Source organism: Brevibacterium sp. 50QC2O2, assembly GCF_024580675.1.
Classification (GTDB): domain Bacteria; phylum Actinomycetota; class Actinomycetes; order Actinomycetales; family Brevibacteriaceae; genus Brevibacterium; species Brevibacterium moorei.
On the sequence record NZ_JANIJZ010000007.1, the window covers coordinates 143,694 to 165,317 of the forward strand.

The following is a 21,624-nucleotide window of genomic DNA, read 5'->3' on the forward strand; positions in this document are numbered from 1 at the left end:
CAAGTGACGGGCATCACTCCATCGGCATATTCCGCCAACCGAAAACACAGTCACCGGCAAAACCTGACAAAGGGTTACCGGGGTGTTTCCACCGGCGGCCTGCTCAGCCCCCGGCGAAGGGCGGGAGCACATCGACCACCGCGCCTGCGGGGACCTCGTCGCCGGGTTCGAGCACCAGGCCCTCGCACAGCAGGCTCGACAGTTCCAGCACCTCGTGCAGGGCGGGTTCGCCGACGGGCGGCTGCGGATGCCGCCGTCCCAGCTCCCGGCGCAGCCCGGCGGCGTCCAGCGCCCCGGCCCGCAGCCCCACCGTCTCCTCGGCCAGGCCGGCGGCCGCCCTGGCCGCGGCGAAGTACCGCACCCGGACAGGGGCCTCGGCCCCGCCGGGGGCATCCCGTGTCATCTCATCCAGTCTCACCGGACCATCATCCCCCGATCGCGCTCATACTGCGCTCCGGCTGGACGTAGTCCGCATCGCCCAGACCCGCATGGTCCATTCCATGGGCGCGGGGCTTGAGCCACATGGCGCGCTGCCAGGTGTCGGCGATGAGGGCGTCGCCCGCCCCGGAGCGCAGCAGCCCGGCCAGATCGAACTCCTCCCGGGAGAACAGGCAGGAGCGGACCCGCCCGTCCGCGGTGATCCGGGTCCGCGTGCAGGCAGCGCAGAACGGCTCCGTGACCGAGGCGATCATCCCGACCCGGCCCAGCACGGCGGCCCTCCCGGGCGCCACAGGGTCCGCCGCGCGGACCTCGTAGAGTTCGGCCGGAGCGCCCCCGCGCGGTTCGGCCACCGGTTCCAGCACGTATTTCCGGGCCAGGGTGGTGCGCAGCCAGGCGGCGTCGACCATCCGCTCGCGCGTCCACCCGTGGTCGGCGTCCAGGGGCATCTGCTCGATGAAGCGCAGTTGCAGGCCGTGGGCCAGGCAGTAGTCCAGGAGTTCGAGCACGGTGTGGTCGTTCTGTCCGTGCAGCACCACGGCGTTGACCTTGATCGGGTCGAGCCCGGCGGCCCGCGCCGCGGCGATCCCGGCGAGCACCCGCGGCAGCCGGTCGCGGCGGGTCATCCGGGCGAACACCTGCGGGTCGACGGTGTCGAGGGACACGTTGATCCGCCGCAGGCCGGCGCGCACCAGGCCGGCGGCGCGCTTGTCCAGGCCTATCCCGTTGGTCGTCAGGGAGATCGGCAGCTCGGGGTGTGCGCTGTGCACCCCGGCGATGATCTCCTCCAGATCGGGGCGCACCAGTGGTTCGCCCCCGGTCAGGCGCAGTTCCCGCACGCCCAGCCGGACCCCGATGCGCACGATCCGCACGATCTCGGCGGCACTGAGCAGGTCCTCGCGCGGGAGCCATTGCATCCCCTCCGCGGGCATGCAGTAGCCACAGCGCAGATTGCACTTGTCGATCACCGATATCCGCAGGTCCTCGCCGATCCGGCCGAACCGGTCGGCCAGCCCCGGCCCTCCGGGGAAGTCCTCCGTGCGCTCCACGAGTCGCCTGCGCGCCACCGTGACCGTATCCTCGCCGCGGACCATCGGCATTCCCAACGCCACAGACATGTGACCGATGTTACCAACCGCGTCGGCGGAGTCCATTCATCGGCCGCGCCCGCTTGGGCGGACGGCGTTGTCCGCCCGGGCGCCCGGTTGGATAGTCTTGGCCCCATGACCGACGTCACCCTCGACCCACAGCCCCGCGCCACCGTCATCGTCGCCTCCACCTCGGCGGCCCATGGCAGGGCCCAGGACCGGTCGGGCCCCGTGTTGGTCGACTGGCTCGCACAGGCCGGCTTCGCCGTCACCGGCCCCCTGGTGGTCGCCGACGGCGCCCCCGTGGGCCACCTGCTGGGCGAACGACTGTCCGCACCGGCGGGCGCGCGGCCCGATCTGATCCTGACCTCCGGCGGCACCGGCGCCACCCCGGACGATCTGACACCCGAACAGACGGCCCGCTACATCGACCGCGAGCTGCCGGGGATCGTGCACGCACTGCTGGCCGGAGGGCGGGAATCCACTCCGCTGGCGGCGCTGTCCCGCGGGCGTGCGGGGATCGCCGGGAGCACCGTGCTCATCAACCTGCCTGGTTCCCTCGGCGCGGCGCGCGATGCGATCGCGGTCCTCTCCCCGCTGCTCGGGCACCTGCTGGCCCAGGTCCGCGACATCCGCACCCACACTCCCGAGGCCCCGGCGGAGTCCGCCGTGGGCGCGGCGACACCCGATGCGACCGGTGCACCCGGCACAGCCGAAGCAGCCGGCACAGCCGAAGCGGTCCCGGCCGTTGTCACCGGGCTCAGCGAGCTCCCACTGGACCCGGCCTCGGCCCGCCGCGCGGTGTCTCATGCCGGAGCGGGGGCCACCGTCGACTTCGTCGGCACCGTGCGCAATACGGATTCCGGGCGCTCCGATGTCACCGGGCTGGAGTATTCGGCCCACCCGGATGCAGCCGCGATCATGCAGCGCACCGTGGCCCGGATCGCCGCGGACTTCCCGGAGGCCCGGATCCACTGCACGCACCGGACCGGCCGGCTGGCCGTCGGCGATGACGCGATCGTCGTCGCGGTCTCGGCCCCGCACCGCGGCGAGGCCTTCGCCTGCTGCGCTGCGGTCGTCGATGCCGTCAAGGCCACGGTGCCGATCTGGAAGCGCCAGAGCTATGCCACCGGCGAGCACACCTGGGTGGGCGTCGATGGGCACTGAGCCCGATGGCCGCTATGCCAGGCAGATCAGCCTGCCCGGCTTCGGCTCCCGCGGCCAGGAAGCTCTGGCGCGGGCCCGGGTGCTGTGCATCGGCGCCGGCGGCCTGGGCTCCCCCGCCGCGATCTACCTGGCCACCGCCGGCGTCGGCACGCTGGGGTTGATCGACGACGATCGGGTCGAACTGTCGAATCTGCACCGTCAGCCCCTGCACACCACCGCGGATGTGGGGCTGAAGAAGGTCGATTCGGCCGCCCGCACGCTGCGCGCCCTGAACCCGGATGTCCGGATCGTGCCGATCGACCGCAGACTGGACGCCGCCGACGCGGTGGAACTCGTGGACGGCTGGGACCTGGTGATCGACGGCAGCGACTCCTTCGCCACCCGCTATATCGTCTCCGATGCCACGACCCTGCTGGGCATCCCCCACCTGTGGGCGGCGGTCCTGGGCTACGGCGGACAGCTCAGCGTCTTCGATCCGGTCACGGGTCCCACCTACCGTGATCTCTTCCCGCGGATTCCAGCGCCAGGGTCGGTGCCCAGCTGCGTGCAGGCCGGGGTCCTCGGCGTACTCCCCGGCATCATGGGCACCGCCCTGGCCGCCGAGGCGATCAAGCTGATCACCGGGATCGGCACTGTGCTGCGCGGCCGGGTGGGCGTCTACGATATGCGCACCGCGCAGTGGGAGTTCATCGACCTCGCGGCCCGGGAATCGACGCTCCGACCGGCCGGCCCCGACCAGATCGGCCAGGGCCTGGCCCCCGCGGTGAGCGCGGGCGAACTGCACCGGCTCCTGGCAGGGACGGGGCACGCTGCGCCCGAGGCTGCTACCGGGACCGGCACCACGGGGACGGCAGTGCCGGTGGTCGACGTCCGCACCCCGGCCGAACACGCCGCCGACGCCATCCCGGGATCGGTCAACCTGCCGGTCGAGGACATCGCCGCGGACCCCGTCGGGGCCGTGGCCCGCCTGATGGAACTCGGCGGGGAACCCGGCGCGGGCGCACCGCGCCGGTGCTATGTCTACTGCGAGTCGGGCACCAGGTCGGCCCACGCCGTGCGCCTCCTGGGAGGGACACCCGGCCTGCAACCCATCGATGTGACCGGCGGGATGCGCGCCTGGCGCGCCCTGGAATCCCGGTCCACCTAGGAATCCCGTTCCCGCCGGCCTCCCTGGTCCGCCGCCTCGGCCTCGGGCACCAGGGCACGGCGCAGCAGCCGCTCCATGGACTCGGGGCGACGTCCCAGGAGCATCTGCGCGACCCTGCCTCCGACGGGTAGGCCGTGGGCGTCGTAATAGGCGAACATGGCCGCCAGCCAGTCCCGCTCCCTGGCCTCGAGTCCGGCGCCGGGGCCGGCTGCCCAGTCGTCGACCGACTCCACCCGCAGATCGACCGGTCTGCCCAGTGCCGCCTCGGCGATCCGCGCCACCTGGCGCACCGTCACCAGCTCCGGGCCGCCCAGTTCGTAGCTCGCGCCGGTGTGCCCGGACTCCAGGAGCACCCGGGCCGCGATCGCGCCCACATCGTCCAGGCCGATCAGCCCGAAGGGTGTGTCCGGACTGTAGGCGATCCGGATCTGCGGCTGGGGTTCGCGCAGGCCCGGCAGCAGGTTCTCCGCATAGGCGCACGGCTGCAGGATCGTCCAGTCCAGGCCGCTGCGGCGCACCAGGTCCTCGCTCATCGCCTTGTGCAGATGGTGCGGCATCTGTGGGGCGTAGGGGGCTGCCACGGAATGGTAGACCACCCGCTCGACCCCGGCCTCGGCCGCGGCGGATAGCCAGGTGTCGACGAATCCCGGTTCGTCGGCGCACATATTCGGGGCGATGAGGTAGATGGCCGCGGCCTCTGACAGCGCTGTGCCCGGGTCCGCCAGCTGGGCCCTGCCCACGGCCACGGACTCCTGATCCAGCCGTTTCAGGCCGCCGATCACCGCACGACCCGTCTTGCCGTGCCCGCCGATCACCGCGATCGTCCCTCGGTCCCTACCCATGCTCCACTCCTCTTCCGCTTCTGTGCTGTGCGTTCCCGCGCTGCGCCGTTCCCGCGCTGTGCCGGGGCTCCTTTGCCCCGCCTCGCCGCCGCCAATCCGTCTCGCCGCGATCCTATCCGCCAAGTGACCCAGCCCTCAAAACTATGCACACCAACCTTTACGTGCTTACACTGCACAATGGCGGACTCCGGCCCCGAAGAGCCGTCATCGAGCCGTCGTGAAGGAAGCTATGAAATCCTCGGATTCCGGTGCCCCAGCGGGCGCCACCCCCGATTCCCCCGCCACTGACGAGGTCGTCGTACGCGACCGCGGCAAACTGGCCAACCGCCACGTCACCATGATCACGCTGGGCGGCATCATCGGCGCCAGCCTGTTCGTGGGCTCCGGCGACGTCATCCGCTCGGTGGGCCCCGCCGCCATCATCTCCTATCTGATCGGCGGCCTGCTGGTCTGGCTGACCATGCAGATGCTCGGCGAAATGGCCGCCCGCCGGCCCGCCGTCGGCTCCTTCATGGAGTACGCCGACGAATCACTGGGCGGCTGGGCCGCCTATCTGTCCGGCTGGCTGTACTGGTACTTCTGGGTCGGCATCATCGCCTATGAGTCCGTGGTCGGCGGCAACACCCTCTTCGGCTGGTTCCCCGCAGTGCCCAGCTGGGCCTGGACCTCGCTGCTGGTCGTCATCTTCCTGCTGACCAACCTGTTCTCGGTCCGCATCTTCGGCGAGATCGAATTCTGGCTGGCCAGCATCAAGGTCATCACCATCATCGTCTTCCTCGTCGCCGGCGCCCTGTTCGTCCTGCACCTGTGGCCCACCTCGGGCGCCCACGATCCGGCCATCTCCAATCTGTGGAGCCACGGCGGCTTCATGCCCGAGGGGGCCGGCACCGCAATCGTCGCGGTCGCCACCGTCATCTTCAGCTACTTCGGCACCGAAATCGCCGTCATGGCGGCAGCGGAGTCCGTCGACCCCGCCCGCGGCATCAAACTGGCCACCCGCACCGTCGTCTGGCGCATCCTGCTGTTCTTCGTCGGCGGCGTGCTCATCATCGTCATGGCCGTGCCGTGGAACGAACTGCCGCCCACCGATGTCGCCGCACCCTTCGCCTACGTCTTCGAGATGCTGGGCCTGCCCCAGGCCAAACTCATCATGAACCTGGTGCTGTTCACCGCGGCGATCTCCGTGCTCAACTCCGGGCTGTATTCGGCCCCGCGCATGCTGGCCAGCCTGTCGGACAAGGGCTTCGCCTTCAAGTGGATCGGCCGCCGCACCAAGTCCGGCGCCCCGATCGGCGCACTTCTGCTGTCGTGCGTGGGCGCGCTGGCCGCGATCGTGGCGAACTTCGCGGGAGCGGAGAACATCTACACGTTCATCATGAACTCCGGCGGCCTGGTCGCCCTGTTCGTCTACGTCTGCATCGCCTGGGCCCAGCTGCGCATGCGCATGAAGCTCTCCCCCGCCGAACGCGCCGAGCTGCCCCTGAAGGTCACGTTCGTCCCCTGGCTCAACCTCGTGGTCTTCGCCGCCGTCATCGCCGTCATCATCATCATGCTGCTCACCCCGGGCGGCCGCGCCCAGGTGTTCACCAGTCTGCTGGCCACCGCCGTGCTGGTCGTGCTGTGGCCACTGGTGTCACGGACCCTGCACCGGCGCGGGGTCGACACCCGCCCGGCGATGGACATCCGTGCCGAAACCGAGGCGGCCGGCAAGTAGCCGAGCGCCCTCTGACCGCCGCGCGCGGGTCGGGGCGAACCGGCCGCCGCACCCCTGGCCGAGGCCACACCCGAGTGGGTGTGGCCTCGGCCACTTCCGTGTCCGGCGACTCTTTCTGAAACAAACATTCAGTAGACTGACCTGTGCTTTGGAACACTCCATATGCCTGGAGCCACTTCTGCCGCACGACACACACGTGCGCGACCGCACGACGCAGTATCCCCCGACAGAAAGACCGATACAGGAAACTCTTGATGAAATCTGAAAACAGACCCCAGCACGGCGATGCCCGCAACCAGGGCACCGGTAAGGACGGCGGTGCCGAACTCGGCGAGCGCATCGACGATATCGTCGTGCGCGACAAGGGAAAACTGGCCAACCGCCACATCACCATGATCACCCTGGGCGGCATCATCGGCGCCAGCCTGTTCGTGGGTTCTGGCAATGTGGTGCGCGCAGTGGGCCCGGCGGCCATCATCGCCTATCTGATCGGCGGCCTCCTGGTCTTCCTGGCCATGCGGATGCTCGGCGAGATGGCCGCCCGCAAGCCCGCCGTCGGCTCCTTCATGGAGTACGCGAATGAGTCCATGGGCGGCTACGCCTCCTACCTGACCGGTTGGCTGTACTGGTATTACTGGGCCGGCATCATCGCCTACGAGGCGGTGATCGGCGGCGGGCTGCTCAACGGCTGGTTCCCCGCGGTCCCCACCTGGGCGTGGTCGATCCTGCTGGTGGCCGTGTTCATCATGACCAATCTGTTCTCGGTGCGGATCTTCGGCGAGATCGAGTTCTGGCTGGCCAGCATCAAGGTCGTCACGATCATCGTATTCTTGGTCGTCGGCGCCCTGTTCGTCCTGCACCTGTGGCCCACCGCCGCAGACCACGATCCCGGCATCTCCAATCTGTGGGCCCATGACGGTTTCGCCCCGATGGGCGTGCCCGCGATCTTCATCGCGATCGCCACCGTCATCTTCAGCTACTTCGGCACCGAGATCGCCGTGATGGCCTCGGCCGAATCCGTCGACCCCGCCCGCGGTATCAACCAGGCGACGAAGACCGTCATCTGGCGTATCCTGCTGTTCTTCGTCGGCGGCGTGCTCATCATCGTCATGGCCGTGCCGTGGAACGAACTGCCCGATCCCTCCATCACCGCGCCGTTCGCCTACATCTTCGGCATGTTCGGCCTGCCGGGGGCCTCGACGATTATGGAGATCGTCCTGTTCACGGCCGTCATCTCCGTGTTGAACTCGGGTCTGTATTCGGCCCCGCGGATGATGGCCGCTCTGGCCGACAAGGGCTTCGCCCCGAGGTTCGTGGCCAAGCGCTCGCGCTACGGCACCCCGGTGGTGGCCCTGTTCGCCTCCTGTGTGGCGGCGCTCATCGCGATCATCGCGAACTACGCCGGCGACAAGGGTACCGTGATCTTCGACTTCATCATGAACTCCGGCGGTCTGGTCGCCCTGTTCATCTACGTGTTCATCGCCCTGGCGCAGTGGCGGATGCGCCTGAAGCTCACACCCGAACAGCGCAAGGGCTTGAAGATCCGCTCCTGGCTCACCCCGTACCTGAACATCCTGGTGATCGCGCTGGTGCTGGTCATCGTCGTCATCATGATCATCGATCCGAATGACGGCGGCACCCGCGTCCAGGTGTGGACCAGCCTGATCCTGACCGCAGCACTGTTCGCCCTGTGGCCTGCGGTCAAGTCCACCCTGGCCAAGCGCGGAGTCGACACCCGTCCGGCGATGGACGTGCGCCGGGAGCAGGGCCTGCCGGACTGAGCCGGCCCGCCCCGGCCTGCGCATCACCTCAGGCGGTGACGACCTCCACGAAGCGCAGGCCGGGGACGGTGGCCAATTCGGCCAGCGCCGCGTCGAACTCCTCGGGCGTGCCCACCCTGGCGGTGCGCGCGCCGAAGGACCCGGCATAGGCGATGAAGTCCGGGTTGACCAGATCCGTGCCGGACACCCGGCCCGGATACCGCCCGTCCTGGTGCCGGCGGATCGTGCCGAAGCGCGAGTTGTTCACCAGCACCACCAGCACGTTGAGCCCGTAGCGCGCGATCGTCGCCAGTTCCTGCCCGTTCATCAGCAGGCAGCCATCGCCGGCGAAGCACACCACCTGCCGCCCTGGCAGGGCCAGTGCCGCCGCGGTGGCGGCCGGCACGCCGAAGCCCATGGACCCCGACTGACTGGCCACCTGGCTGGGATAGGCACGGTACCGGTGGTAGCGCTGGGGGAAGGCGGCGTAGTCACCGGCCCCCACGGTCATCACAGTGTCGGCGTCGAAGTGCCGATTGAACACGTCCATGTAGACCGCTGCGGCCGGCGTCTCCGGGGCCGCCGGGTCCGGGCGGGAGACCGCCAGGTAGTTCGCGCGCAGTTCGGCCAGCCATGCAGCCCGCTCCGCCGCCGAGGCCGCGGCCTCGGGCACTGCGCCACCCGGCGTCTGCTCACCGGGCGCCTGCCCGCCGGCGGCCTCGGGCACTGCCGCCGCCGGATCCGCTGCCAGGTTCGCCAGGCCCTCGAGGAACGCGCCCGGCTTCGCCACAACACCAACATGTGCAGGGTAGATCCGGCCGATCACATCGGATGACGGGTAGACGTGGATGAACCGCCTGCCCGGGTCGGAGGCGAACAGCAGATCAGCATTCGCCATCGACAGGCCATCGGGCCTGGCGCCCAGCAGCAACACCACGTCCGCCCGCTGGATCAGGGCGTCCAGGCCCGCCGTGGTGTTCAGGCCCAGGGTGCCCACATAGGCTTCCGAGTCGTTGTCGAGCGCGTGCTGACGGCGCACCACGGTGGCCACCGGGATGCCGGAGGACTCGCCGAACTCGGCCAGCAGGCGCGCCGTCCCGACATCCCAATGGTCCGAACCGGCGATCACCAGGGGCCGGTGGGCCTGTGCCAACAGGGCCGCTGCGCGCTCCAACTCGTGGATGGCCGGCTGCGGATCGGGGCGCGGCAGGCGGGGCACCACGGGCGCGCTGGTCGGTTCGACCAGGGTGTCCTCTGGCAGCACGACCACCACCGGGCCCGGCTCCCCCGAAACCGCCAGGGTCAGGGCGTAGGCGGTGAGCTCCGGGGCCCGCTCCGGGCGGTCGATGACCACGACCTCCTTGGCCAGCCCTGCGAACATGAGCCGGTAGTCAACCTCCTGGAAGGCCCGCCGGCCGTTGACGGCCGTGGGCACCTGGCCGATGAACAGCACCATGGGGCTGGCGTCCTGACCCGCCACATGCACCCCGATCGAGGCGTTCGTGGCGCCGGGCCCGCGCGTGACCATGCAGATCCCCGGGCTTCCCGTGAGCTGCCCGTGGGCCGCCGCCATCATCGCAGCGCCCCCTTCCTGGCGGGTGATCACCAGGTCGATGGACTCGCGGTGCTCGTACAGCCCGTCGAGCACGTCCAGATAGCTCTCGCCGGGCACGGCGAACACGCGCTCGATGCCGAAGGCCAGCAGCTGCTCGACGATCGCGTGCCCGGCCGAGCGCTCGGCAGCGGTGGGGGAAGCCGAACCGGGTGCAGCCGGGTCGGGTGCGACCGCAGCGTCGACGGCCGAGGCCTCGGCCGCCGTGGGCGCACCCGCCCCGGTCGGGGCCTCGCTCACCCAGGCCTCACCGTGCGTCACAGGAACTCGACTCCCTGGGCCAGCGGCAGCTCATCGGAGTAGTTGACGGTGTTCGTCGCCTGCCGCATGTATGCGTGCCAGGAGTCCGTGCCGGATTCGCGACCCCAACCGGTCTCCTTGTTCCCGCCGAAGGCCCCGCCGATCTCCGCGCCCGAGGTCCCGATGTTGACGTTGGCGATCCCGGCGTCACTGCGCGCGATGAAGCGCTCGGCCTCCTTGAGCTCGGTGGTGAACACCGCCGAGGACAGGCCCTGCGGCACCGCGTTGTTCATCGCGATCGCGGCATCGAAGTCCTCGTACTCCATCACGTAAAGGATCGGGGCGAAGGTCTCCTCCGTGACGATCTGCGTCTGAGCCGGCATCTTCACCACGGCGGGCTTCACGTAGTAGGCGTCGGGGGCCTGCTCGACCAGCACCCGCTCACCCCCGGTGAGCACCTGGCCGCCCTGCTCGACGGCGGCGGCCAGGGCCGCCTGCATCGCCTCATAGGCAGGCTTCGAGATCAGCGGGCCCACCAGCACACCGGGAGTCGTGGGCGATCCGATCGCCAGGGTGTCATAGGCCGCGACCAGAGCAGCCGTGAAGTCCTCGGCGATCGACGAGTGCACGATCAACCGGCGCAGCGTGGTGCAGCGCTGGCCGGCGGTGCCGGCGGCGGCGAACACCGAACCGCGGATCGCCAGGTCCTGATCCGCGCTGGGAGCCACGATCGCGGCGTTGTTACCGCCGAGTTCCAGCAGGGACTGGCCGAACCGGCGCGCCACGGCCGGACCGATCTCCCTGCCCATCCGGACCGAACCGGTGGCCGACACCAGGTCCACCCTGGCGTCGTCGACCAGCACCTGGCCGACAGTGCGGTCGCCCACGAGCACCTGTGCCAGGTCCGCGGGCGCCCCGAGTTCCGCAGCGGCACGCGTCAGCAGAGCCGTGGCGGCCACCGCGGACAGCGTCGCAACCTCCGAGGGCTTCCAGACGACGGGATCTCCGCACACGATGGCCAGGGCCGTGTTCCATGCATAGGGTGCCACCGGGAAGTTGAACGCCGAGATGATGCCGACCACGCCCAGCGGATGCCAGGTCTCCATCAGCCGGTGGCCGGGGCGCTCGCTGGCCAGGGTCTTGCCGAAGAGCTGGCGCGACTGGCCCAGGGCCAACTCGCAGATGTCGATCATCTCCTGGACCTCACCCTCGGCCTCCGAGGGGGTCTTGCCGGCCTCCACGGTGACCAGCTTGCCCAGATCCACCTTGTGCTCGCGCAACAGCTCGCCCCAGCGCTGCACCACCTTGCCGCGCACGGGGGCCGGCACATCGCGCCAGGTCTCGAAGGCCGCGCGGGCCCGGTCCAGTTTCGCCGAGGCCGTGTCCGGGGTGTCGGCGGCCAGCCGGCCGAGCACATCGCCGGTCAGCGGCGAGCGCGCGGGGATGGTGGGGGCCGTGCCGGAATCCGCAGAAGCGGAAGCGCCGGCAGCGGTGCCGGAATCCGCGCCCAGCAGGGCCTCGAAGTCGAGCCCGCAGCCGGTCAGCCCGGCCTGTGCCAGGGCGAGCACGTCCTCGCGTGTGGGAAGGGATGACGTCATGGTGTTTCCTTTCTCTCCTCCCCGTCCACTACTTGGCGAAATGTTGATATATCGGGATTTTCGCCCGGAATTCGACATTTCGGTAAGTAGTGGACGGGGTTGACGATGGGTTAGACGAAGTTCAGTTCGGTTCGGGTGGATTGGGTTGCGAAGCGCTGCACGGACATGCCGGAGACATCGACGAAGGGGGTGGTGCCCAGGTACAGGTCGCGCACCACCTCGCCCACCGCCGGGCCCTGCAGGAAGCCGTGGCCGGAGAAGCCGCAGGCGTAGATGAAACCGGCGACCTCCTCGGCCACGCCGATGAGCGCATTGTGGTCGGGCGTGCACTCGTAGAGGCCGGCCCAGCCGCGCCCCAGTCCAACATCGGTCAGGGCCGGCGCGCGCCGTTCCATGAGTTCGCCCAGGTGGTCCAGCCAAGCGGGGTCGCGGCGGGTGTCGAAGGCATTGACGTCCCCGGCCTCTGGCGCACCGAACAGCAGGCCCGAGCCCTCCGAGTGGAAGTAGAACGAGGTGGAGAAGTCGATGGTGAAGGGCAGCCTGCGCGCATCGAAGGCGCTGATCGGCTCGCTCACCACGATCTGGCGGCGCAGCGGGGTGACCGGCAGGTCCACTCCGGCCAGCGCGCCCACCTGCTGCGACCAGGCGCCGGCGGCGCACACCACGGTGCCGGTGGCGATCGGCCCGGCGGACGTGTCCACTCCGGTGACGGCCCCGGATTCCACCGTGATCCCCGTGACCGAGGTCCCCGTCAGGATCGTCACGCCCAGTCGGCGGGCGGCGCGGGCATAGCCGGCCACTGCGGACTCGGGGGTGCAGTGGGCGTCATCGGGGTTGAAGGCCGCCCCGACCAGGCCGGTGGTGGAGATGACGGGGCACAGTTCGGCGGCCTGGGCGACGGTCAGCATCCGTGAGTTCTGTCCCATGCCCCGCTGCACGGCGACATTGTCCTCGAAGGCCGCCGCGTCCTCGGCGCCGTCGAGCAGGAACAGGTAGCCGCTGCCCACGAAGTCGATGTCCTGGTCGAACAGGTCCTTGAACCGGCGGAAGGTCTCCAGACTGCGGGCGCCCAGGGCGATGTTGACGGCGTCGGAGAACTGGCTGCGCAGACCGCCGGCGGCGCGGCAAGTGGAGCCCGAGCCCAGTTCGTTGCGCTCGATCACGACGATGTCGGTGACCCCTGCGCGGGCCAGCTCATAGGCGCTGGCCACGCCCATGATGCCGCCGCCGACGATGACGACGGTCGCATTCGCCGGTGCAGGGCGGGCAGCCGGAGTGGGTCGGGCGGGTGCTGTGGGAGTGGACATGACACCACCTTTCTGTGGCGTGACTCAGTGTTTTGGATCTGTGTTGCGTATCACTTTCCAACAGTCTCACCGGTAGAAACCATTAGGTCTATCGATAGGATTTGAATGTTCCGTTTAGGTCTACTGGATAATGAGCCCCATATGAACTGGACCCTGACACAGCTGCGCGCCTTCGTCGCAATCGCCGACCACGGCACTATGACCCGTGCCGCCCGCGAACTGGGCTATACCACCGGGGCGGTCAGCCAGCACATCTCCGCCCTCCAACGGGCCACCCGCGCCACCCTGCTGCGCCCGGCCGGCCGCACGGTCGAACTGACCCCGGCCGGACGCGCCCTGCTGCCGCGGGCCAGGCGGATCCTGGCCGCAGAGGCCCAGGCCGCCGAAGCGCTGCGCGGGGCCCAGGCCGAGTTCGTCCAGACGCTGACGCTGGGCGTGTTCGGCTCCGCCTCGCTCGTGGCGATCGGACCGGTGCTCGAACGCCTGGCCGACACCGGGGTACAGGTGCGCGCGCACGAGGTCGACGTCGAACACATGCAGCAGGCCGTGATCGAGGGGCGCATCGACGTGGGCATCGGCATCGACTACCCCGCCGCGCCCCTGGCACCACTGCGCGGAGCGCGGATGGTGCCCCTGCGCCACGAGACCTTCATGGTCTACGGCATGCGCGGCGGGCTGCCCGCCGATCTGCACACGGCCCCGTGGATCCTGCCGCCGAACGACTCGTCCTTCGGCCGAGCCCTGCGCTTCGCCTGCGCGGACCTGGGTTTCGCCCCGGTGGAGCGGCACATCGTCACGGACACCGCGGTATCCCTGGCCATGGCCGGCGCCGGGGTGGGCCTGACCCTGGCCACCCCCACGATGCTGGCCCTGGCGCCGGGCGTGGCCACCGTGGTGCCGGGCACCGAGTGCGGTGCGCGCACGATCGTGGCGATGGTCCGCGCCGAGGTCGAGGACGGGGCGGCGACCGAGGTCCTACTCGAGGCCCTGCAGGAGACCTTCGGGTAGGGGATAGGCGGCGGGCCGACTGTGCGCGTCGGGGTATCGGCCGGATCGCGGCACGGGCCCCGCAGTCCGGGATGTCGGACGCTTTCACCTCCCGACACGCTTGTGTCACCGGTCACGTTTGAGAACATGGCTAGCGCCCCACTCGGACAAGACCAGGAGAACCCCTATGGCGACCGAACCCGAACACCCGCACAAGAGACTGGACCCGGATCCCCGGGATCTGCACTATGCCGTCGAAGAAGGCGCTCAGAGCCTGGTGGAGGCCCGCACCATCGACTGGGTCCCGGAACGCGAACGACATGGCAGGCCGTTCTCCCAATTCACCCTGTGGTTCGGATCGAACACGCAGATCACCGCCATCGTCGACGGGGCGCTCGCCGTCACCGCCTTCAAGTCCGGCGCCCTCTGGGCGATCATCGCCCTGCTCATCGGCAATATCATCGGCGGGGTGATCATGGCACTGCACTCCGCGCAGGGCCCCAAACTCGGCTTGCCGCAGATGATCTCCTCCCGCGCACAGTTCGGTGTGATCGGCGCGGTCGTCCCCTTGGTCCTCGTCGTCCTCATGTATATCGGGTTCGCCTCCACCGGCGCAGTGCTCTCCGGACAGGCGGTCAACGGGATCCTGCGAGTGGAGACGCCGTGGGTCGGCATCGTGATATTCGGCGTCCTCACCGCGGCGGTCGCGCTCCTGGGGTACCGGTACATCCATGTGCTGGGCCGGATCAGCACGATTACCGGCTTCATCGGGTTCGTCTACCTGTCCATCTGCGTGATCACCCAGGTGGACCTGGGCGCCGTCTTCGGTGACACCACCTTCTCATTCCCGACCTTCCTTTCGGTGGTGGGACTGGCGGCCGGGTGGCAGATGACCTACGGACCCTATGTCGCCGACTATTCGCGCTACCTCCCCAGTTCCACCAAGCAGTCCACAACATTCGGCTGGACGTTCCTCGGATCGGTCGTCGGCTCGCAGTGGTCGATGATCCTGGGCGTCATCATCGCCACCGCCGCGGGCGAACTGTTCCTGTCCAACCAGGTCGGGTTCATCGGCGAGCTGGCCGGCGGCGGAGTGCTCGCCCTGCTCATGTTCATCGTCATCCTGATGAGCAAGCTGACGGTCAACACCCTCAACGCCTACGGCGCCTTCATGTGCACTCTGACAATCGCCACCTCGTGGAACCACCGCGCCGCGGTCACCAAGGCGACCCGAGCGGTTTTCGTCTGCACCATCGTCGCACTCACCGTGATCGTGGCCCTGGCCGCATCCGCAGAGTTCCTGGGCTTCTTCAAGAACTTCGTCCTGCTCCTGCTCATGGTGTTCACCCCGTGGTCGATCATCAACCTCGCGGACTACTACCTGGTGTCCAAGGACCGTTTCGACATCCCCGCGCTCTATACACGGAAGGGACGCTACGGCAGCTGGAACGCGGCGGCGCTGACCAGCTACGTCATCGGCGTCGCCATTCAGATTCCATTCCTGGACCAGACCCTGTACACGGGTCCGATGGTCGAGCTGATCGGCGGCGCAGACGTTTCCTGGATCCTCGGGCTGGTCGTCACGGCCCTCATCTACATTCCTTGGGCCCGCAGGATCAATGTCGCACCGCCCGCGACGATCTTCCCGGAGCACGATGAGGGGCGAGCGGTCTCCCTTTGAGCGCTCGTCCGGGTGCTCGGCCCACGGCCTGTGGGGATGAGACACCGGTGTGGTCTCCCCATTCCTCATCCCCCGGGAGTACCCGGACGGCCTCCTCCCGGACGACGCCCGGCACTGATTCCGCCGCGTAGACTCGGCCCATGCACGGGGATCGGGACGGGGATCGACACACCGGCGGGCCGGAGGGCCCCACCCGTCATCTGCCCGCGTTCCTCGTGGCCGCAGCCGCCATCGCCCTGCTCGTGCAGACCCCGCCCACCATCGCCCTGGGCGTGCTGCACGGCCAGTCCACGGCCTGGATCGTCCTCAAGGTCGTGCTCGCCGCGGCTTCCGCCCTGACCCTGCTCGCCGCGGCCCGCCGGCCGGGTCCCACCGTCGCGGTGGTCGCCGGGCTGTCCCTGGCCATGCTGTTCATCCCGCCCCAGCTCGGTCCGCCCCCGCTCGCGCTCGGTTTCGCCCTGATCGCTGCCCTCGTGTGGGCCGCGCCCGTCTGGGCTGTGGCCTCGGCCGGGGCGGCCTGGCTGGCCGGCGTCACACTGGTAGAATTCCTCGCACCACAGCACGCGGGCCCGCGCATCATCGCGGGCACCGTGGCCCTGGCCGTGTGCACCGGCATCGGTGTGACGATCCGGACCAAGACGGCCCGCGCCGCCCGCCGCACACAGGAACTCGCCGAGCGCGCCAGGGCCGCGGAGCAGGCCGAACGCGCGGCCATCGCCCGCGAACTCCACGACGTGCTGTCCCATTCGCTCAGCCAGATCTCCGTGCAGTCGGGCATGGGGCTGCACCTGTTCGACCGCGACCCTGCACAGGCGCGCGAGGCCCTGAGCAATATCCGACGACTCGCCGGCTCTGGCCTGGCCGAGGCCCGTGGCGTGTTGGCTGCACTGCGCGGCGAGGATGCCCCGCTGAGCCCCGCGCCCCAGCTCGCCGAGCTGCCCGAACTCATTTCCGCGCACCGCTCCCTGGGCCTGGACATCGTCTTCGACGACCGGATTGCGATTCCGGACCGGACGAGCGGGGCCGGACGGATGAACGGGGAGGTCCGGACGAGCGGGGCGGGCCGGACCCCGCCCGCCGGCCCCATTCAGGCGACGGCCGTGCGGATCGTGCGCGAGGCCCTGACGAACGTCCTGCGGCACTCAGCCGCGGACCGCGCACTGGTCCGTCTGGAGCGAGACGGGGACCGACTCGTCGTGCTGATCGAGGACGACGGCGTCGGGCCCGGCGTGCCTGCGGAACAGGGCGGGCCGGTGGAACAGGGCGGGACTGCAAGCCAGGGTGGCTCCGCGAGTGGCGGGCCGACCAGCGCCCGGCACGCTCCCTCCGGCGGCGGCCTGCGCAGTATGCGCGAGCGCGCCGAACTGGCAGGCGGCACCCTGGACATCGCCTCGGGCGCCGCGGGTCGCGGCACCCGCATCACAGCGCGCCTGCCCTGGACGCAGGACCCGACTGCAGGCCGGGCTGCGAATCCGGCTGCAGACCGAATGGATGAGGAGAAGCCGATATGATCCGCGTGGCCCTGGCCGATGACCACCAGTTGGTGCGCGCGGGCTTCCGCGCCCTGCTCGACGCCGAAGAGGACATCGAGGTGGTCGCCGAGGCCGCCGGCGGGCATGAGCTCCTGGCCGCCCTGCGGGATGCCGCGGACCGGGGCGCACCCGTAGACGTGGTCCTCGTCGACATCCGGATGCCCGAGGGCGACGGCCTGTGGGCCACTGAGCAGATCGCCGCAGATCCCGCCTTGGACGGACTGCACGTGGTGATCGTGACGACCTTCGAACTCGACGAGTACGTGGTCCGCGCGATCCGGGCCGGTGCCGCGGGCTTCCTGGTCAAGGACACGGAACCGGCCGATCTCATCCGGGCCGTCCGCGCCGCCTGCGCCGGGGACGCTGTACTCTCGCCGGGTGTGACGCGCCGGCTGCTGGACCGGGCCGCCACCGGCCTGCGCGCCACGCCCGATACCGCTCTGCTGGCCGGGCTGACCGAGCGCGAACGCGAGGTGCTGCGGCTGGTGGGCCACGGCCTGACGAACGACGAGATCGCCGGGCGGCTGGTCCTCTCCCCGCTGACCGCAAAGACCCATGTCTCCCGCATCATGCAGAAACTGCGCGCTCGCGACCGCGCCCAGCTGGTGGTCACGGCCTACGAGGCCGGCCTGGTGGCGCCCGGCTGGCAGTAGCCTCGGCCGGAGTAATCCTCTGGGAGCAGGGAGGAACACTCCCCCGGCCGGATGTGCGATGGCCGGGTCCGGGCTTGGATGGAGGTACGAATCGGTCCCGCGCTCATTGCCGGGGTCTCCACCGCAGAGGAGATCATCATGTTCAGCGCACTCGCCACCTCCGGAACGGGCGGCTTCGGGCCGACTGGCTACGGGCGCGGAGGTTTCGGCCCGCACATTCCGCCGTTCGTCCCGTTCATCGGCATGTTCATCACCGCCTTGTTCATCGCCGCCATCGTCGTGCTCGTGGTGCTGCTCATCAGGCGCACCGCGGCGCTGCGCAGGCTGCGCTCCCAGCAAGCCGGCCCCTTGTTCCAGGCCCAGCGCACCCTGGCCGAGCGCTTCGCCCGCGGCGACATCGACGAAGTCGAGTACCGCGAGCGCCTCGAAGTCCTGCGGGCCAACACCGCCTCCGGAGCCGAGGCCGCACCCGGGAAACCGTGACCGGCTCCGGCTGGGCGAACTCCGATACCGCAGAACCGCGGCGGAACTCGCCTGGAATAGGTGAGTGTCAGCATGGACGCTACCGACTTGTGGCCGGCATTTGCGCAATGCTGGCCCCGGCTCGCCTGATAACCGGTATCACGTCGACGGTCGCATCCGTCGTCTTCTCCTCGGAAAGTGCTGCAAGGAGTTTTTCCGCGGCCCGGGCACCCATTTCGACCCCATCCAGTTGAATCGTCGTCAGAGGGACCCTGGTGAATTCGACCCAATCGTCATCGCTGAACACGACGATCGACAGGTCTTCCGGCACACACATACCGAGCTCGCCTACCGCACGATAAAGACTGCGCGCCTGGTACGAGTCCACTGCCGCAATGGCAGTGAGGTCCCGGCGCCCCCGTAGCCAAGCGGTCAGCCGGTCTTGCGCATCCGGACTTCGATGCGGGCTCAGCAGTAAGTCGTCCTCCTCGACCCGCACGCCTTTTTCCTGCAGTGTCTTGACGAATCCCCTGACACGTAGGACAGAAGGTCGATCGGCTCCATGGACGCTCAGCTCCGCACCCCCGCCCCGGTGGACTTCACCTGGAGTGACGACGATCGGTTCTTCCGTCTGGACAGCAGCCGTCATGCCGATTCTGCGGTGTCCAGCATTCACCAGTAGCTGCGCGGCCAGACTTCCTGCTCCGACATTGTCGGATACCACCCCCGACACGTCCTCTGGGGCACGGTCGAGATAGACAACCGGCACAGTGGCATCGGCCAAATGCGATCGCTCTTCAACGATCACCGGCGACACGATCAAGCCTTCCACTCCATGGGACAGCAGTGCCGATACCCCATCACGTTCCACTCCGAGCTGATCCGAACTGGTGAAGACCACCACCTGGTAACCTGCGGGCTCGGCAACACGGCAGATTCCGGCAAGGGCTTGGGAGAAGAGCCCATCGGAAATATCTGCGCAAATGAATCCCAAGAGCTGGGTGCGTCCGTTGCGCATCGCTCTGGCCAACTTCGAAGGCGCATACTCGAGTTCTTCCGCAGCCCGTAGCACAGCATTTCTCACCGTGTCGCTGGCATATCCGTAGTCGCCCAGTACACGCGCGGCACTGGCACGCGAGACTCCGGCGGCGGCGGCAACGTCCTTGAGCGTCACATTCTTCATCCGACGGCCTCCATCCACCCCGCTGTTTGAAAACGGCTACGACTGCTGTCAGTCGGCTCCGGCCCGATCGCAGGCGTCCCCGGCAAGGCGGGACACCGCCTCGATGACTGCGGCTTCACCGTCTACGATAGCCCAGGCCATCAGGGCGTCCTGGGTCCCTGCACCGCCGATCAGTACCGTCTTCGGTCCGGTCATTCGCCCGAAATCCTCTGTGTACTCACCAAGCACGTCCGTGCCCAGACGGAGGAATTGTGGATTTCCTGCTAGGCTTCCGGCACCGTGGACCGGGCCGAAGGAATCCACTTCGTCGATGTCGGTGATCACCAACCGGGATGCCGCCACAATATCCGGAGCGATCTCGCTGTGATCGGGGGCGAAGGAGTTTATTGAGGCAATTATCGTGCTTTCCCCCGCTCCTGAGGCTTCGAGCTCCCCCAATTCGACCACTGGGCTGCGACTCGAGGTGCAGCAGGCAACGACATCCGCTCCCTGCAACGCCGCAGCCTTGCTTTCAGCCAAGACTTCCCCATCGTTGACAGACGGCCTTGACGGTGCCCAGATCCGAACTTCTGAAGCCCCCAGCACGCTACCGGCTAGCCGCGCCACTTGCCTGCCCTGTGCACCGTAGCCGATCACAGCCACCACGGGGTCTGCAATGGTCAGCACGCTCCGCACCCCGGCGATTAATGCCCCGGCTGTTCGCAGTACCGTTACCGCACCGCCGTCGAGGACCGCCCGAGGTTCTCCCGTCTGTGCGGAGAAGAGCGTTACGGATGCTTGCACCCGGTCGAGCCCCATGCGTGCATTGTCGTTTACCTGCATACCCGATTTCACACAGGTTCCCAGGCCGGGGACGAAGCCCATGTGCCCGAAGAGGAGAGCTTCTGGCTGATCTAGTGCCCTCTCCACTCGACCGCCGAACTGCGATTGCAGGACACCCACATGTTTCGTGATGCACCCCGCCAACCCCATCAGCTCGACCCCGGTGGAATCGGGAACCGCTTTCATGCACTCCGCAGCGGAATACAGGCGGAACGAGCTCGACGTACTCACAACACCCTAGCCAAGAACTCAGTGGTGCGCGGATGTGTGCTGTCCTTGAAAATCTCCCTGGGAGTGCCGGCTTCCACGATGATTCCCCCGTCCATGAAGACGACCTTGTCTGCAACGTCGGCCGCGAAGCCCATTTCGTGGGTGACGATGACCATCGTCATCCCTTGCTCGGCCAGATTCTTCATGACCTCCAGAACATCGCCGACCAATTCCGGATCGAGCGCCGAGGTCGGCTCGTCGAAAAGCATGACTTCCGGATGCATCGCCAAAGCTCTGGCAATGGCGACGCGCTGTTGCTGACCACCGGAAAGCTGTGCGGGTTTGAACCCCGCTTTATCGGCTAAACCGACTGAGGCCAGCAGTTCCGTGGCTTCTGTGTTGATCGCGGTTCCTCTGGAGCCATTGATCAGACGAGGTGCCAGAGTTACGTTCTCCAGCACGCTCAAATGTCCGAATAAGTTGAAACTCTGGAACACCATTCCCATGCGTTCTCGTTGACGTGCCAACTGAGCCGATTTCATCTCACTCAGATCATCGCCTCGCCATGAGTATCCCACCGGTTCGCCGTCTAGGTAGACGTAGCCAGCGTCGGGTCTTTCCAACAGGTTGAGGCACCGTAACAGGGTGCTCTTGCCTGATCCGGACGGTCCAATCACACATTGCACTTCGCCTTTGTGCACATCGAGCGACACCCCGCGCAGAACATGGTTGCTCCCGAATCTCTTATGGATCCCGTCGGCCTTGAGCAGCGGCCATTCCATATCTGCCGAGTTGACGGCACCGGCCGCAGTGATTTTTTCATTCATTACGCCATCACCTTCTTCGGGCCCTTCGAAGCAAACGGGTTAAACCTCAGTCTCCGAACATTGAGCATCGGCTGATCATGTATGCGACGTTCTATCAGCTGTTGCGCGATGGTGAAGATCGTTGTAAGCACCAGATACCAGACTGTGGCTACGAGGAGAAGGGGAATAGTCTGATACGTGCGAGAGTAAATCATCTGCGCGCTGTAGAGCAAATCGGGCGTCGCTAGCCTGGGTTTTTCATGGTGTGGGGTGTCCGGGGTGTGGATGAATAGGTGAAGGTGACCTCTGACCTGGGAAAATAGGACTTGTCTAGAGTTCAATTCCCGCAGAAGAAAGATCACCTTCGAAGTGAAG

At 68.1% G+C, this 21,624-nt stretch carries 18 protein-coding genes; 9 read left to right on the forward strand and 9 right to left on the reverse strand.

Annotated features, from left to right (window positions below; all coding sequences use genetic code 11):
- Positions 1 to 103: 103 nt before the first annotated feature.
- Together NQ038_RS07885 and moaA are read right to left on the reverse strand one after the other, a co-directional pair.
- The gene (locus tag NQ038_RS07885; protein WP_257048995.1) at positions 104 to 403 is read right to left on the reverse strand and encodes a MoaD/ThiS family protein; all 300 of its coding nucleotides are present in this window, start codon (positions 401 to 403) and stop codon (positions 104 to 106) included.
- 22 nt (positions 404 to 425) lie between these two features.
- Positions 426 to 1,556, reverse strand: a complete 1,131-nt coding sequence (moaA, locus tag NQ038_RS07890) for a GTP 3',8-cyclase MoaA (RefSeq protein ID WP_257048994.1) — start codon at positions 1,554 to 1,556, stop codon at positions 426 to 428.
- A 105-nt stretch (positions 1,557 to 1,661) separates the two neighbouring features.
- Between moaA and NQ038_RS07895 the strand changes: the two genes are divergently transcribed.
- Together NQ038_RS07895 and NQ038_RS07900 are read left to right on the forward strand one after the other, a co-directional pair.
- Positions 1,662 to 2,693, forward strand: coding sequence for a molybdenum cofactor biosynthesis protein MoaE (locus tag NQ038_RS07895; RefSeq protein WP_257062321.1), 1,032 nt, complete (start codon positions 1,662 to 1,664; stop codon positions 2,691 to 2,693).
- Complete coding sequence (locus tag NQ038_RS07900) at positions 2,683 to 3,840, forward strand: ThiF family adenylyltransferase (RefSeq protein WP_257062322.1); 1,158 nt, start codon at positions 2,683 to 2,685, stop codon at positions 3,838 to 3,840. The genes NQ038_RS07895 and NQ038_RS07900 overlap by 11 nt, the downstream gene beginning before the upstream one ends.
- On the opposite strand, the gene NQ038_RS07905 is transcribed toward NQ038_RS07900, so the two are convergent.
- Positions 3,837 to 4,682 carry an NmrA family NAD(P)-binding protein gene (locus NQ038_RS07905; RefSeq protein WP_257062323.1) on the reverse strand — a complete coding sequence of 282 codons (846 nt, stop codon included), beginning with the start codon at positions 4,680 to 4,682 and terminating at the stop codon, positions 3,837 to 3,839. The genes NQ038_RS07900 and NQ038_RS07905 overlap by 4 nt on opposite strands.
- A gap of 229 nt (positions 4,683 to 4,911) precedes the next feature.
- Here NQ038_RS07905 and NQ038_RS07910 point away from each other — a divergent pair, with 229 nt between their 5' ends.
- Both NQ038_RS07910 and NQ038_RS07915 read left to right on the forward strand, forming a co-directional pair.
- The gene (locus tag NQ038_RS07910; RefSeq protein WP_257058990.1) at positions 4,912 to 6,396 is read left to right on the forward strand and encodes an amino acid permease; all 1,485 of its coding nucleotides are present in this window, start codon (positions 4,912 to 4,914) and stop codon (positions 6,394 to 6,396) included.
- Positions 6,397 to 6,650: 254 nt separating this feature from the next.
- Entirely contained in the window at positions 6,651 to 8,177 is a 1,527-nt protein-coding gene (locus tag NQ038_RS07915; protein WP_257058987.1) for an amino acid permease, read from the forward strand.
- A gap of 28 nt (positions 8,178 to 8,205) precedes the next feature.
- Here the strand turns inward: NQ038_RS07915 and NQ038_RS15625 are convergent, their stop codons facing one another.
- The 3 genes from NQ038_RS15625 to NQ038_RS07930 all read right to left on the reverse strand — a co-directional run bounded on the left by NQ038_RS15625 (position 8,206) and on the right by NQ038_RS07930 (position 12,913).
- Positions 8,206 to 10,029 (reverse strand): thiamine pyrophosphate-dependent enzyme, encoded by a 1,824-nt coding sequence (locus NQ038_RS15625; RefSeq protein ID WP_257058984.1) that lies wholly within the window; start codon positions 10,027 to 10,029, stop codon positions 8,206 to 8,208.
- Positions 10,026 to 11,606 (reverse strand): aldehyde dehydrogenase family protein, encoded by a 1,581-nt coding sequence (locus tag NQ038_RS07925; protein WP_257058982.1) that lies wholly within the window; start codon positions 11,604 to 11,606, stop codon positions 10,026 to 10,028. The genes NQ038_RS15625 and NQ038_RS07925 overlap by 4 nt, the downstream gene beginning before the upstream one ends.
- Positions 11,607 to 11,716: 110 nt before the next feature.
- Entirely contained in the window at positions 11,717 to 12,913 is a 1,197-nt protein-coding gene (locus tag NQ038_RS07930; protein WP_257058979.1) for an FAD-binding oxidoreductase, read from the reverse strand.
- A 141-nt stretch (positions 12,914 to 13,054) separates the two neighbouring features.
- Between NQ038_RS07930 and NQ038_RS07935 the strand changes: the two genes are divergently transcribed.
- From NQ038_RS07935 to NQ038_RS07955, 5 genes are all read left to right on the forward strand, one after another.
- Positions 13,055 to 13,921, forward strand: a complete 867-nt coding sequence (locus NQ038_RS07935) for a LysR family transcriptional regulator (protein WP_257058976.1) — start codon at positions 13,055 to 13,057, stop codon at positions 13,919 to 13,921.
- A gap of 166 nt (positions 13,922 to 14,087) precedes the next feature.
- Entirely contained in the window at positions 14,088 to 15,581 is a 1,494-nt protein-coding gene (locus NQ038_RS07940) for a cytosine permease (RefSeq protein ID WP_257058973.1), read from the forward strand.
- 140 nt (positions 15,582 to 15,721) lie between these two features.
- On the forward strand, positions 15,722 to 17,092 hold the full coding sequence (locus tag NQ038_RS07945) for a sensor histidine kinase (RefSeq protein ID WP_257058970.1): 1,371 nt from the start codon (positions 15,722 to 15,724) through the stop codon (positions 17,090 to 17,092).
- Entirely contained in the window at positions 17,089 to 17,766 is a 678-nt protein-coding gene (locus NQ038_RS07950; RefSeq protein ID WP_257058967.1) for a response regulator transcription factor, read from the forward strand. The genes NQ038_RS07945 and NQ038_RS07950 overlap by 4 nt, the downstream gene beginning before the upstream one ends.
- Positions 17,767 to 17,904: 138 nt before the next feature.
- The gene (locus NQ038_RS07955; RefSeq protein ID WP_257058965.1) at positions 17,905 to 18,249 is read left to right on the forward strand and encodes an SHOCT domain-containing protein; all 345 of its coding nucleotides are present in this window, start codon (positions 17,905 to 17,907) and stop codon (positions 18,247 to 18,249) included.
- A gap of 79 nt (positions 18,250 to 18,328) precedes the next feature.
- On the opposite strand, the gene NQ038_RS07960 is transcribed toward NQ038_RS07955, so the two are convergent.
- The 3 genes from NQ038_RS07960 to NQ038_RS07970 are packed head-to-tail and all read right to left on the reverse strand — an operon-like array spanning position 18,329 to position 21,270.
- Positions 18,329 to 19,411 (reverse strand): LacI family DNA-binding transcriptional regulator, encoded by a 1,083-nt coding sequence (locus NQ038_RS07960; RefSeq protein ID WP_257058962.1) that lies wholly within the window; start codon positions 19,409 to 19,411, stop codon positions 18,329 to 18,331.
- A gap of 48 nt (positions 19,412 to 19,459) precedes the next feature.
- A complete protein-coding gene (locus NQ038_RS07965) occupies positions 19,460 to 20,419 on the reverse strand; it encodes a hypothetical protein (RefSeq protein ID WP_257062325.1) in 960 nt (319 codons plus the stop codon).
- A 41-nt stretch (positions 20,420 to 20,460) separates the two neighbouring features.
- Positions 20,461 to 21,270 carry an amino acid ABC transporter ATP-binding protein gene (locus tag NQ038_RS07970; RefSeq protein WP_306427835.1) on the reverse strand — a complete coding sequence of 270 codons (810 nt, stop codon included), beginning with the start codon at positions 21,268 to 21,270 and terminating at the stop codon, positions 20,461 to 20,463.
- Between the last annotated feature and the right edge of the window lie 354 nt (positions 21,271 to 21,624).

Coding starts and splice junctions, on each gene's coding strand:
- NQ038_RS07885 (WP_257048995.1), bottom strand. CDS start 403: ATGACACGGGATGCCCCCGGCGGGGCCGAGGCCCCTGTCCGGGTGCGG.
- moaA (WP_257048994.1), bottom strand. CDS start 1,556: ATGTCTGTGGCGTTGGGAATGCCGATGGTCCGCGGCGAGGATACGGTC.
- NQ038_RS07895 (WP_257062321.1), top strand. CDS start 1,662: ATGACCGACGTCACCCTCGACCCACAGCCCCGCGCCACCGTCATCGTC.
- NQ038_RS07900 (WP_257062322.1), top strand. CDS start 2,683: ATGGGCACTGAGCCCGATGGCCGCTATGCCAGGCAGATCAGCCTGCCC.
- NQ038_RS07905 (WP_257062323.1), bottom strand. CDS start 4,682: ATGGGTAGGGACCGAGGGACGATCGCGGTGATCGGCGGGCACGGCAAG.
- NQ038_RS07910 (WP_257058990.1), top strand. CDS start 4,912: ATGAAATCCTCGGATTCCGGTGCCCCAGCGGGCGCCACCCCCGATTCC.
- NQ038_RS07915 (WP_257058987.1), top strand. CDS start 6,651: ATGAAATCTGAAAACAGACCCCAGCACGGCGATGCCCGCAACCAGGGC.
- NQ038_RS07925 (WP_257058982.1), bottom strand. CDS start 11,606: ATGACGTCATCCCTTCCCACACGCGAGGACGTGCTCGCCCTGGCACAG.
- NQ038_RS07930 (WP_257058979.1), bottom strand. CDS start 12,913: ATGTCCACTCCCACAGCACCCGCCCGACCCACTCCGGCTGCCCGCCCT.
- NQ038_RS07935 (WP_257058976.1), top strand. CDS start 13,055: ATGAACTGGACCCTGACACAGCTGCGCGCCTTCGTCGCAATCGCCGAC.
- NQ038_RS07940 (WP_257058973.1), top strand. CDS start 14,088: ATGGCGACCGAACCCGAACACCCGCACAAGAGACTGGACCCGGATCCC.
- NQ038_RS07945 (WP_257058970.1), top strand. CDS start 15,722: ATGCACGGGGATCGGGACGGGGATCGACACACCGGCGGGCCGGAGGGC.
- NQ038_RS07950 (WP_257058967.1), top strand. CDS start 17,089: ATGATCCGCGTGGCCCTGGCCGATGACCACCAGTTGGTGCGCGCGGGC.
- NQ038_RS07955 (WP_257058965.1), top strand. CDS start 17,905: ATGTTCAGCGCACTCGCCACCTCCGGAACGGGCGGCTTCGGGCCGACT.
- NQ038_RS07960 (WP_257058962.1), bottom strand. CDS start 19,411: ATGAAGAATGTGACGCTCAAGGACGTTGCCGCCGCCGCCGGAGTCTCG.
- NQ038_RS07965 (WP_257062325.1), bottom strand. CDS start 20,419: ATGAAAGCGGTTCCCGATTCCACCGGGGTCGAGCTGATGGGGTTGGCG.
- NQ038_RS07970 (WP_306427835.1), bottom strand. CDS start 21,270: ATGAATGAAAAAATCACTGCGGCCGGTGCCGTCAACTCGGCAGATATG.